Annotated in this window: 10 protein-coding genes; 3 read left to right on the top strand and 7 right to left on the bottom strand. The window is 63.2% G+C overall.

Going from position 1 to position 11,857, the window contains the following annotated elements; all coding sequences use genetic code 11:
• Positions 1–83: 83 nt before the first annotated feature.
• The 6 genes from ACUN0C_RS19735 to ACUN0C_RS19710 form a co-directional block, all read right to left on the bottom strand.
• Positions 84–455, bottom strand: a complete 372-nt coding sequence (locus tag ACUN0C_RS19735) for a response regulator (protein ID WP_445468124.1) — start codon at positions 453–455, stop codon at positions 84–86.
• Positions 452–4,063 (bottom strand): chemotaxis protein CheB, encoded by a 3,612-nt coding sequence (locus ACUN0C_RS19730; RefSeq protein WP_445468123.1) that lies wholly within the window; start codon positions 4,061–4,063, stop codon positions 452–454. Before ACUN0C_RS19730 ends, ACUN0C_RS19735 begins: the two co-directional genes overlap by 4 nt.
• 161 nt (positions 4,064–4,224) lie before the next feature.
• A complete protein-coding gene (locus ACUN0C_RS19725) occupies positions 4,225–4,593 on the bottom strand; it encodes a transposase (protein ID WP_445468125.1) in 369 nt (122 codons plus the stop codon).
• A 693-nt stretch (positions 4,594–5,286) separates the two neighbouring features.
• Positions 5,287–5,568, bottom strand: a complete 282-nt coding sequence (locus tag ACUN0C_RS19720; protein ID WP_445468122.1) for a hypothetical protein — start codon at positions 5,566–5,568, stop codon at positions 5,287–5,289.
• A 300-nt stretch (positions 5,569–5,868) separates the two neighbouring features.
• A complete protein-coding gene (locus tag ACUN0C_RS19715; RefSeq protein ID WP_445468121.1) occupies positions 5,869–6,141 on the bottom strand; it encodes a DUF2382 domain-containing protein in 273 nt (90 codons plus the stop codon).
• 55 nt (positions 6,142–6,196) lie between these two features.
• Positions 6,197–7,306 carry a hemerythrin domain-containing protein gene (locus tag ACUN0C_RS19710; protein ID WP_445468120.1) on the bottom strand — a complete coding sequence of 370 codons (1,110 nt, stop codon included), beginning with the start codon at positions 7,304–7,306 and terminating at the stop codon, positions 6,197–6,199.
• A 639-nt stretch (positions 7,307–7,945) separates the two neighbouring features.
• Between ACUN0C_RS19710 and ACUN0C_RS19705 the strand changes: the two genes are divergently transcribed.
• Positions 7,946–9,004: an AI-2E family transporter gene (locus ACUN0C_RS19705; RefSeq protein ID WP_445468119.1), complete on the top strand. Its 1,059-nt coding sequence runs from the start codon at positions 7,946–7,948 to the stop codon at positions 9,002–9,004.
• A gap of 231 nt (positions 9,005–9,235) precedes the next feature.
• Here the strand turns inward: ACUN0C_RS19705 and ACUN0C_RS19700 are convergent, their stop codons facing one another.
• Complete coding sequence (locus ACUN0C_RS19700) at positions 9,236–10,114, bottom strand: transglutaminase family protein (RefSeq protein WP_445468118.1); 879 nt, start codon at positions 10,112–10,114, stop codon at positions 9,236–9,238.
• A gap of 104 nt (positions 10,115–10,218) precedes the next feature.
• Here ACUN0C_RS19700 and ACUN0C_RS19695 point away from each other — a divergent pair, with 104 nt between their 5' ends.
• Positions 10,219–11,109, top strand: a complete 891-nt coding sequence (locus tag ACUN0C_RS19695) for a transglutaminase-like domain-containing protein (protein ID WP_445468117.1) — start codon at positions 10,219–10,221, stop codon at positions 11,107–11,109.
• A 101-nt stretch (positions 11,110–11,210) separates the two neighbouring features.
• Complete coding sequence (locus tag ACUN0C_RS19690; RefSeq protein ID WP_445468116.1) at positions 11,211–11,609, top strand: alcohol dehydrogenase catalytic domain-containing protein; 399 nt, start codon at positions 11,211–11,213, stop codon at positions 11,607–11,609.
• Positions 11,610–11,857: the final 248 nt, after the last annotated feature.

Below are 11,857 nucleotides of genomic sequence, written 5' to 3'. Positions count from 1 at the left end.
AAGAACGGACTCTTACCCCGGAGACGTCTCGCCGGGCCTGCCTTGGCCCCGCCCCTCTCCCCGCACAAGCCTGGCTGTTTGAGTCATAGGGGCCGTTCGCGAAAACACTGGGCGATGGTCTGTTCCAGATCTTTAGCCGAATACGGCTTTCGCAGTGCCGGAAAATCACGGTATCTTTCTATTATACCCTCAACCCCGTATCCCGTCGCAAAGACAAAGGGAATACCGCGCCGGCCCAAGAGGTCGGCGACAGGAAAGGATTTCCTCCCGGCCACGTTGATGTCTAGCACCGCGAAATCGATGTCACTATCGCGCGCAAGCTCCAGTGCCAAGTCGATTCGCGTGGCTTGACAGACGACCTCATGCCCGAGCGCGGTTAGCAGGTCCTCCAGATGCAGCAGAAGCAGGACTTCGTCCTCGACGATCAGAACCCGTTTCGCTGTCTCTCCGGTCAACCTACTTCGGTCCTTCCTTGACCTTCAGGCATTGGAGCATCGATCGTGCAAACTACACCGGAGGGTTCATATGCAACGCTCACCTTTCCTCCCAGTTCCGCCGCCAGCACCCGCTGGACCATCCGTGAGCCGAACCCCTTGCGTGTAGGCGGCATGACGGGTGGGCCACCGACCTCCGTCCACTTCAAGGAGAGTCGTCGATCGTTGCCGTCACCGACAAGCTGCCAGCTAAGACCGATTTTTCCGTCATCCGTTGTAAGCGCGCCATATTTCGCGGCGTTTGTAGCCAGTTCGTGCAACGCCATTGCGATCGAGAGCGCGGCGCTCGGCGCCAGCCATAGGGGTGGACCGTCGATTCGGAAGCGGTTCGATCGTCCGGAATGAGGTTCAAGTGTATCGGACACAATGTTCCGCAAATCCGCGCCGGCCCAGTTCTCACGGGTCAGCAGGTCGTGCGACTTGCCAAGCGCCACCAGACGCGACCCGAACGTTGCACGCGCTTCCTCCAACGACGTGGCGCTGCTTAGCGTCTGCGACGCAATGGCCTGCACCGTCGCCATCACATTCTTGATGCGGTGATTGAGTTCGCCGACCAAGACCTCCCGATGTTCATCGAAACGCTTACGCTCGGTGACGTCCTCGACCACAATAAGAATCAGGCCGTCGAGGCCTCCTTCTTGCGGCAACTTGCAGGCAGTGAGCAGCATTGACCGTCGCCCGGCCCCTTGGAACTCCTGTTCAACCTCAAAATCGTGGATCTCCTCGTTCTCCGAAAGAACTTTATCCAGAAGCCCGCGAAGCGGCGGGTTATTCCACTCGCCGGTTCCAAGCTCGAATATCAAACGCCCCTTAGGCTCATCCTCTGCAACAGCAAACAGTGTACGGAAAGCCTTGTTGGCGGTTTGAACACGCAAATTTTTGTCCAGAACAAGCAATGGATGCTGAACCGTCCGCACAATGGTTTCGGAATAGACGCGTGCATCATTGATCGCATCAGCGGCACGTTTTCGCTCCGTAATGTCGATGAACGTAACGACGACGCCCGCAATGCGGTTGTCCTGCGTGCGATAGGGCAGCACGCGTCGGACATACCAGCGGCCCGCATCGCTTGGAACCTCCGCCTCGATGACAGACAGCTTCTTCAGCACCGTTTCCACGTCCGACAACAGGTTCTCGTCGGCAAATTTTCTAGCCAAATGCGCAATCGGTCGCCCGATATCGGACGCGACGAAATCGAAAAGGTCTTGCGTCGCGGGAGCAAACCATCTGATGCAAAAATTCTCATCAAGGAACAGTGTCGCCACCTCCGAACCGGTCAGCAGATTATTGAGATCGTTGGTCGTGGCTTCTAGCTCACTGATCTTGTGCTGAAGCTGGCTGTTGACGGTATTCAGCTCTTCGTTGAACGATTGTAACTCCTCTCTTGAGGTTTCGAGCTCCTCATTAATTGACTGAAGCTCCTCGTTCATCGAGGTGACTTCCTCATTCGCTGCCTTCAGTTCCTCATTAGTGGTTTCCTGATATTCTATGGTGCTCTGCAGTTCAGCGCGGGTGGCCCGCAGTTCCTCCTGAAGGGCGCGTTCGCTAGACGAGGCGTCGCCTGCGTCTTCACGCGTGGGCACGGAGCTTGAATGGGGCTGTGGCACCGCCGGCACGAAGCTCACCAGAAGCAAGGTACCCGGCGGTGCCGAGGGCAGCGGCATGACCGTCATTGCCACCGAGCGGCCGGTCTTTCTCTCCCGGATGCGGGCGTGGACCGTCACGCTTCTATTTTCTCTGGACGCTTCGCGTATTGCAGCCCGCAGTCCAGCGGCCAGTCCGGCCCGGGCCATGGTCAGCAAGTCCCTGGTCGGCTCGCCCGGCGGGTTTTCTAAGTAGTCCCTGGTTGTGCCGTGGAAGTAAAGGACGCGGCCATTCTGGTCGATCAGAACCGATGCCGGGGCGTAGCGCTGCAGCAATGCGTGCCGGGCCATTTCGGCAGCCGAACCGCTCGGATCGGGGGCCAATGGCGAAGGACTTTCAATCGTGCGCAACTCTGAGTGGACGCGCGACGGGGGATACTCGATGAGGTCATGCCGGGTTGGGCCCAACCGGCGGTATATGCGCCACTTCTTCGAGACCGTTTCAAACAGATCGTTGTGTCGCCCGATCGTTTCGGCGTTGCCCAGAAAAAGGTGACCACCCTGTCGCAATGCAAAATGACAAAGTGCTATGATTTTCTGCTGCGCGTCCGGTTCCAAATAGATGAGAAAATTCCGGCACGACACGAGATCCATCCGCGAGAACGGCGGATCGCGCAACAGGTTCTGCGGTGCGAAGACCACCAAGTCGCGCAACGCCTTGCTGACCTGATACGAGCCTTCGCGCTTTTCGAAGAAGCGCTCTAGGCGCGACGGAGGAAAGTCGGCCATGGCTGCGGCCAAGTAGATGCCATCACGCGCCCTGCGCAGATTACTCTCTTGGACATCAGTCGCGAAAACTTTAAGGTCAAAGCGTTTGCCCGCCGCCTCGGCGTGCTCCGTCACCAGCATGGCAAGGGAATAGGCTTCCTCGCCCGTGGAGCACGCCGGCGTCCACACGCGGATCGAAGTACCCGTCTCGCGCTCTGCGATCATTGGCGCGATCACCAGTTCGCCAAGAGCCCTCCATGCGTCCGCGTCGCGGAAGAAGCCGGTGACGCTGATCAACAGGTCGCCGACAAGCGCGGTGACTTCGTCGGAGCTGGTTCGCAGTTCGTCGATATATTTGTCCAGTGTTTCGATATTCCTGAGACCGAGACGACGGTGAACGCGCCGCGTCAGCGTCGAGTGCTTGTAGCTGCGAAAATCGTGTCCACTCCGGACCCGCAAGAGTTCCATTACATGGCCGAGCGTCGCTTGGCCGCCCGGTGAGGTGGCGTCCATGTCGGCCGGGGTTGCGACGTAACCGTGGCCTAAGAAGGCAAGTAAGGTCTCTGGCATCATTTCGGGAGCAAGGACGTGATCGGCCATGTCCGCCGAAATCGCGCTCCTCGGCATGCCGTCGAATTTCGCGGTCTCGGGCGACTGCACCAGGCTCATGCCACCCTCCGCCCGGATATCCCTCAACCCCTCTGTGCCGTTGTTCCCCATTCCGGAGAGCACGATGGCGATCGCCCGCTCGTGCTGATCCGCGGCGAGCGAAGAGAATAGCACATCGACGGGGTGGCGATGACCGTGAGGCTCGGTCGGCATTGACACGTGCAGCCCGCCGTCACTCACCTTCAGATCTGAATCGGGAGCGATCACATAGACGTGGTTCGCCGCGAGCCGCATACCGTCCCCGACCTGAACAACCGACATCGTCGTGTGGGCGCTCAGGATACGGGCCAGTTCGCTTTCGCGCTTCGGATCGAGGTGCAGCACGACCACGAAAGCACAGCCGCTATCAGCCGGCATTGCGTCGAAGAAGCTGCTCAGCGCCTCGATGCCGCCTGCCGACGCGCCGATGCCGACGACCGGAACGGCGGCGACTGCGGGCGTAGCACCGCCGATAGCGCTTAGTCGCCGGTCACTCCCACTCGGCCGGAGGGACATGTCGCTGCCTCTGCGCCCGGAGCGATTGGCACTTCCTTGCGGTTCATCCACCATAGTCGCAGGACCCGGAACCTTCCGCTGGATCTGACCGAGAGGTCCTCCGCAACATCAACCGCTGCCTAGCGGAAATGCGCTGAAGGCTCCGTCCCACAACCTTGCACGGCCGTCCCCGACCGGCAACCAGGCCTGATGTTTTCGCTCGGGTCGAGACTCAATCAGACCCAGAATGCGATGAGGGTTGCGAGGGCGACGGCGGAGAGGAAGTTGCGAGCGAGCTTGTCGTAGCGGGTGGCGACGCGGCGGAAGTCCTTCAGCCTGCAGAAAGCGGCCTCGATGCGCCAGCGTCCTCGGTATCTGGTTTCATTATATCGGATGGCCGCCTTGCGATGCGACCCGCCGGGTATCACGGCGGTCGCGCCTTCGGGTTTCAGACGCTTTCGTAGCCCATTGGCGTCATAACCCCTTGTCGGCGAAAAGGCAGCGGATCGGTCCCGCGGCGTCCAGCAGGTCCGCGGCCATGGTGACGTCGCGACGTTGCCGGGTGTCAGCCGCAGCACGGCCGGGCGGCCCAGGAGGTGGGTCACGGCATGGCCGGCAGAGCGGATTGCCGCTCTGGCCTCATCCCGTGTGACCCGCTCCCGCGCAAGAGCGCCGTCAAGAAACTCACCCCGATGCACGAGGATCGCGTCCGCTTGCCGGATACGCGCAGGAAGGCCACGAGCCCCACATACGCGAGCGTGCCGACCACCAAGATCCGGAGCAGGTCAAGCCAGCCGTGGAAGAACATTACGAAACTCCATGGGCACAGTGCTGTCCACGACCGATTGAGGCCGCCACAGGCGCGACCATTCAATGAGAGGCGGTCTGCCTCCGGCCGGTCAGGAACCTTTTGAATCTCGAAGTAGGAGCTCACCATCCTGTGCTCCGGACCAACGTCGAGGGTTTGATGACAGTCCAATCCGGCGTGGATGGGCGCGAGAGTAGCATATGAACCATCGACCAGGCTTCCGGCGTTGGCGCTTTGGCTGGGGGACGTCCATACGCTCATTGCTGCCTCCTGAGGAAGGCGTTCGCCACCGGAGCATGAAAGCCCCACAGAACTGTTACGAAACGTTCAAGCATCGGGCGAGCCACCCGGACTATCCATTATACTCAAGATATTTGCGCGAAGGAGCCACGCATGCCCATACACAATAAACCCCCCGCTACACCTGTACGCCCGCCGCATGATGACACTGAATTCGTGCGGTTCTGGAATGAGGTACTTGCGCCCAAGTTCATCCGGTTCCGCCACATCCTCGTCGATGGCCTGACGCATCACAGCGAAGCGGTTTTCCCCAAGCTCCCGGTGCGTGAAGGGGACCGGGTGCTCGACGTCGGCTGGCCTGCCGTGCCGGCCGCGCCTCGGTCAGCTCCGGGCTGTAGACGAGTTCGATGCGGCGGCGGATGTCCTGCACCGCGGGGTCGTTCATCCGGTCGAAGTCGTGCGCTGCCTCGAAGGTCAGCCCTCGATCGATAAGAGCGAGGGAGACGAGCTGCTGCACGTTGACGTTCGGCATCGGCCGGCTTTCGATGCTGCAGAAGGTCCGCGGACACCAGGGAGAAGTCGGCTTCAGATCCACACCCGAACAAACCTGCAAGCGCAGCAGCCAGGAGATATTACAGGATGTCCGCGAATATCGGCGATCCAACAAACTCGTCGTGCCTTACACGGCTGTAGGAGCAACGGCTCAGCGCGCTCAGGACTCCTCGGCTAGACCCGCTCGGCTACGGCAGCCTTCGACCTGTCATTCGCCGATTGCTGGAGCCTGCCGTCGCGCTCTCTGATGTGAGAGGAGGCGACTGCGCGGAGGCGCTTCTCAGTCACCACGACCTCCTCGAGGAGCGTGACGATCGTGGTATCTCCCTCCTGCCGCACCGGAACCGGACCCTCGACCCCATCGGTCGAGCGGCACGCGCTCGACCTCGATGGTCTCGATGGCGATCGGCTCTTCGATCACTGCCTCTTGCTCGCGCACCACCGTCCGGACGCGCACGCCCTCGGTCAGCGTCTCGCGCTTGAGGATGACTGCCTGCTCTTCGACGATCGGGATGACCCGGTTATCGGGAGAGGAGACGGCATCCGGCGCCAATCTGGATCGCTTTGGCACGATGTTTCCTTCTCGGACGCCAAGACCATCTCGGCTTTCAGCGACGGGAAGAAGGAAAGGACATGAAGGGCATCTCGCCGCGGACGAAGGCGACGTAGCGGCTGTTGAACTGCCCCATTCGCTGAAAGCTGCCGCCGATGAAGTCGCCTTGCGCCTTGGCGACCTCTGCTACCGTCCTGGCGCGCCCCATCGCTATCGCGGCCTGCATCGCGTGCTCCGCCTGCTGGTTGAGCAGCGCCATCATCGTCGAGGCCGCGTACGTCTCGCGTCCGGCCTCCTGCGTCTCCTCGGAGCCGGTCGTGGCCCGAATGGCCTTGCTCATCTCGCTGGCACCCTCGGCGCCGGCCCTCGTGGCCATCCGCGTCACCTTGGCGCCTTGCTGCGCCACCTTGGCGCCGGCCTCCAGCATGTCCATGGCCTGGCCTTCTGCTCCTGCCATCTCGCGCTCGGCCTCGGGCCGGCGCGCCACTTTGCTCTGCTCGTTCTCCTCATCGCTCTTCCGCGCGACGCTGTTGGCCTCGGTCTCAGCCGCGACGGTGTCCTTCTGATCGGCGTCGGACTTCGCCTTGCTCTTCGCAGCGTCCGCCGCCTCGGCCTGCTCGCGTTCGCGCTTGGCTTTGGCTTGCTCCCGTTCACGCTTGGCTTTGGCGTCCTCACGCTCACGCTTTGCCTCGGCGCGACGCTCGTCGGCCTCGGCACGCTGCGACGCCTCAACTTGCGCCTTCTCGTCCTCGATGTTCTCGACGACGGTGCTGGCCTCCTCGTCGCTTAACGCCTTCATGACGGCGGGCAGGAGTTCCTTCTTTTCGTCGCGGACGTGCTGCTGGAATGCCTTCTTGAGCTCGGCCACCTTGGTACCGAACTCTTCGCTGTCTTTCGGGGTGCTCTCGAGCTCGGTCAGGAGCTTGCGCGTCTGCCGGTTGTCTTTCATCGCCTCGGTGGCGAGATCCTTACTTTCCTTGTGCTTCTTCAGCACCGGAAAGAGATGCTGCTCCTCCAGCGCGGCATGAAGCTCGAGCTCGTCCTTCAGCTCGGAAAACAGCCGGTCGCGCGTCTTGACCGCGCCGTCGGAGGTGTCGACGAGCTTCGCGAAGAGTTCGTTCGCCTTCTTCGGGCTCGAGTGGATCAGTTGACGAATGGTGGTCATTATCGGTCCTTTTGAGGCGGTGCGTGACCGACCGTTCGCGCAAGATTTGCTTGCGTGATACGGCCTTGCACGACGTGAATTCGTTGATGTCTTGGACAAAGCAGCTTCGTCGCGGCCCCCTCCGGTCTCCCCGACGCGGGATGCTGCGTGTGCATCATGGATGCTGCACTGCACCAATGTGCCCGCCTTTGATAGGTTCCATGCGACGGCTCCTTCTGGCGGCAATCGGTAGGGAAAGCGCGTCTACGCAGGACGGAGGTATCCGGGACGGGCCTTGGGCGGGCTCAGAAGCTTCCTGGCCTGAACTGGTGCCGAGCTTGTTGACGGCGGCGTCCGTGAAGGAGCGGGCCTACGGATCATCCGCGATCGGACCACGGGCCGGCGGGTCACCCTCCGACTCGGTGTCGAACCGCGGTCATGGCTAAGGGCGCATCGCGTTCGCCGCCGTCGGTCGTGGTGCGCCGGACATCTTGCGGTGTGGAGGCACAACCTAAAAGGAGAGGGCATCCATGGGAGAGGCTACCATCATCGGCGTCGATCTCGGGCCAATGTGCAAGGCGACGTCCCGGATGCGCCACTGTGCTAGATTTCTCGAATGACATCTCGGTAAGCGCGGCCAGCACGCCAGGACACAACCCCATGCCTGTAGCGACACAGCACGAGAAGCTGCTTGGACTTGGTGCGCTCCTCGCGCTGGCGGTCGGCTGCCTCGTGGTGATCTGGCCGTTCCTGACGGCGATCATGTGGGCCGCGGTCCTGTGCTGGTCCACCTGGCCGGTCTACCGCGGGTACGAGCGGGCGCTCGGCGGCCGGAGAGGTCTGTCGGCCGCCCTGATGACCGTGACGGTGGCGCTGGTCATCGTGGCACCGTTCGCCCTCCTCGTGGCGGCCCTGGCCGAAAGCGTGGGGGACCTCATCGGGGCACTCGGCCGAGTCGTCGAAGAGGGCCCGCCGGCGCCGCCCGCCTGGATCGGCGAAATCCCGATCATCGGCGAGAGCGTCTCGAGCTACTGGCAGAGCCTCGCGCTGAACGCGCCCGCCTTTCTGGCGGCGCTGGGACGCTTCACCGGACCGGCGGCGGACGTCGCGCTGGCCAGCGGCGCCTTCATCGGCGTCGGGCTTCTGGAGCTCGGCCTCAGCGTGTTCATCGCGTTCTTCTTATACCTGAACGGCCGCCAGATCGCCGCCTATGTTCGCGAGAGTAGCGAACGGGTCGCTGGGCACCGGGCCCGGCGCCTGCTGAAGCTCATCGGCTCGACCATCAAGGGCGTGATCTTCGGCCTGATCGGAACCGCGCTTGCCCAGGGGCTGCTCGCCGCCCTGGGCTTCTGGATGGCCGGGGTCGAGCAGGCCCTCCTCTTCGGTTTCTTCACATTCATCCTGTCGTTTCTGCCGGCAGGACCGCCCCTCGTGTGGGGCGGGGTGGCCGTCTGGCTCGTCGTCCAGGGCGATTTCTGGTGGGGCATCTTCGTCGCGGTCTGGGGCGCGCTGCTCGTCAGCACCATCGACAACCTGCTGAGGCCGTATCTCCTCGCCCAGTCCAACAACCTGCCGGTCGTGCTGGGCCTGTTCGGCTTCATCGGCGGCATCCTCGCCTTCGGATTCATCGGAATCTTCGTCGGACCGGTGCTCCTGGCGGTCGGTTACAGTCTCTTCCTCGAATGGGCGAACTTCCAGGAGGAGGAAACGGAGCCCTGACGCTGCGCGGCGCACGGCCAGACAAGAGGTCAGCCCTGCATCTGGTCGTGCGGACCGGTGCTGCGGCTGAGCCTCTTGCCAGGCAGGAACGCGACCACGACCGATTGGCTCGCCAGCAGTTCCTAGGACTCGCCTGGCGTGGCGGGACCGGCTGATGACCGCCCACAGGTCAACAGCTGACGCAGGATGAAGTCGGAGCAGGCCCTCGTAAGGTCACCTTCGTACTGCCGGTCATTCGAGCCCCTCGACCGAGACACGGACGTCCATGCCGAGACAAGTCGCGCCGGGGCCGTTGAAGGTGCCGCTGAGGGGAAGAGCCTGCGAGGGCGTTCGGGTCGTGGCGACGCGGATCAGGTTTCGGCCGGCGACGATGCGGTTCGTCGGGTCGAACTCGACCCAGCCGGCCCCTGGAACGAATATATCCGCCCAGGCGTGGGTCGCGCCGCCGCCGCTCAGGATGGCTTCCGCTTTCCCGGCGCTGGCGGGGTCGTAGAGATAGCCGGTCACGAAGCGCGCCGCAAAGCCGAGCCCGCGGGCCGCCTCCATGAAGAGCAGGGCGAAATCTCGGCAGGTCCCGCGTCCGAGCTTGATCGTCTCGGCCGGCGACTGGACGCCGCGGACCTCGCGGCGGCCATAGTCGAAGCCGCTGTGGATTGCGCGGCAAAGCTCGTCGAGAAGACCGATGGTCTCGATTGGCGGCACCGGAACAGAGGCGGCCATCCACTTCTCGACTGCCGTGCAGTCCCCGGGGTGCTGCAGCGTCAGCATCGGCGCCAGGTCGACGCCATCCTCCGCTTCGTAGGCAAAGGGATACGGACCGGTGTGCCGCGCGAGCCGGGGGACCGGATCGTCGTAGCCATAGCGGCGTAGGGTCAGCTCGCTCTCGATGACAAGTTCGTCCGCCGCCTCCGCGAACGACAGCAGTGCGATCGAATTGCCGAAAGTGTCGAACGCCCAGCGCACCTCCGCATTAGGCGTGACGGCGAGGTTCGAGGCGAGGAGCCGCATGTCGTGCCCGTCTCGTGGTCGCACCATGAGCTGGTTCAGCCCGAATTCCACCGGTCTGTCGTAGGAGTAGCTCGTGCGATGCCACACGCGAAACGTGGTCATCGGGCGGGTCGGGTCTGCAAGGAAATCCGTTCCAATCTGGCAGCGCGGGGAGCACTCTGCCGTGGTGTGCACTATTTCACGGACAGGTCTTGCGAGGAAGCCACTTGTTCATTCGTTTCGGATTCGAGATCATGATCGAGAACAGCGTGCAGCTGCCGCTGATCCTCGCGCTGTCGCCCCACTCCTCGTTCGGCGGCCGTGTCATCGGTCCTGACCGGATCCGGACGGAGCCGGAGGTGCCGATCGAGGACTTCCTCGATCCGTTCGGAAACCGGCGCGCCCGGCTGATCTCTCCCCCCGGAGGGCTGCGAATCTGGTCCGACAACGTGGCGGAGGTCGACGGAGCCCCCGATGTCTTCAACTGGAACGCACGGCAGCACGAGGTATCGCAGCTGCCGCACGACACGCTGCCCTTCATCACCGCGAGCCGCTATTGCGAGTCGGATGCGCTCTCCGAGCAGGCCTGGGCGCTGTTCGGGACCACGCCTGCCGGCTGGGAGCGGGTGCAGGGGATCTGCAACTTCGTCCACAACCACATCACCTTCGGCTACAAGTTCGGGCGCTCCACGAAGACCGCGGCCGACGCGCTGCTGGAAGCCACCGGCGTCTGCCGCGACTTCGCCCACCTCTCCGTCGCGCTCTGCCGGGCGATGAACATCCCGGCGCGCTACGCCAGCGGCTACCTCGGCGATATCGGCGTCCCACCGTCCGGGCCCGGCGACTTCTGCGCCTGGTTCGAGGCGTACCTGGAGGGCCGCTGGTACACCTTCGATGCGCGCTACAACACGCCGCGGATCGGCCGGATCCTGATGGTCCGGGGCCGCGACGCCGCCGATGGCGCGATGATTACTTCCTTCGGCCGCTACGACTTGAAACTTTTCCGGGTCTGGACCGACGAAGTGTCGGGGAACCCGGCGGAGACGGCGGTCCTAGAGCTCCTCCAACGCCGCCCGGACACGCCCGCCCTGACGCTTGCGATGGCTGGTAGCTCGTGACGCCAGGCGAACGGCGCTTGAACCCGCTGACAGGCGGATAGCGTCCCGCTTCATCCCGAATGAAGCTAGGGTCGGATGACCACGCCCTTGGAGTCCAGAACATGGCCACCAGTCCACCCGAGATGATGAAGGCATGGATTTGCCGGCGCTACGGCGGTCCGGAGGTTCTGTCCATGGAAGAACCGCCGAAGCCGGTGGCCGGAGTGGACGAGGTTCTCATCAGAATCCACGCCACCACGGTGTCCTCCGGCGATATGCGGGTGCGCTCACTGAATCTGCCGCGAGGCCTCGGTCTGGTCGGTCGGCTTCTCTTCGGGCTCACCCGCCCGCGTCAGCCGATCCTAGGAACGGAACTTGCCGGCACTGTCGAGGGCGTAGGCCGTGAGGTGTACTCCTACAAGCGGGGCGACGATGTGATTGCCTTTCCGGGCGCCTCGATGGGCTGCCATGCCGAGTTCCGCGTCGTCACTGCGAACGGCCCGATCTGGCGAACAAGATGACGCGAGGGATCTGGGCGATGCTGACGCGCAGCGAAGACTACAGCGGCCCGAGGCTGATCGGCACTTGATCTGGCGACGACGGCATCGCGCAAACGAGTTGTGAGGAAGTCATGAAGCGGATGGGCAACTGATCGACATGATCCGGGTCGGGCGAACCAGAAACCTTCTCCGAGCCTCGAGCTCTCGGTTGGAGATGTGGCCCCGGTCAGCGCATCACCATCCCCGCCAGCGGCACGCATCAGGCCGCA

This window comes from Faunimonas sp. B44, from assembly GCF_052655945.1.
This window is presented reverse-complemented; position numbering and strand designations above follow the sequence as displayed.

Excerpts from the sequence above, each read along its gene's own strand:
- ACUN0C_RS19730 (WP_445468123.1), bottom strand. The coding sequence starts at position 4,063 with ATGGTGGATGAACCGCAAGGAAGTGCCAATCGCTCCGGGCGCAGAGGC.
- ACUN0C_RS19720 (WP_445468122.1), bottom strand. The coding sequence starts at position 5,568 with ATGCCGAACGTCAACGTGCAGCAGCTCGTCTCCCTCGCTCTTATCGAT.
- ACUN0C_RS19710 (WP_445468120.1), bottom strand. The coding sequence starts at position 7,306 with ATGACCACCATTCGTCAACTGATCCACTCGAGCCCGAAGAAGGCGAAC.
- ACUN0C_RS19705 (WP_445468119.1), top strand. The coding sequence starts at position 7,946 with ATGCCTGTAGCGACACAGCACGAGAAGCTGCTTGGACTTGGTGCGCTC.
- ACUN0C_RS19700 (WP_445468118.1), bottom strand. The coding sequence starts at position 10,114 with ATGACCACGTTTCGCGTGTGGCATCGCACGAGCTACTCCTACGACAGA.
- ACUN0C_RS19690 (WP_445468116.1), top strand. The coding sequence starts at position 11,211 with ATGGCCACCAGTCCACCCGAGATGATGAAGGCATGGATTTGCCGGCGC.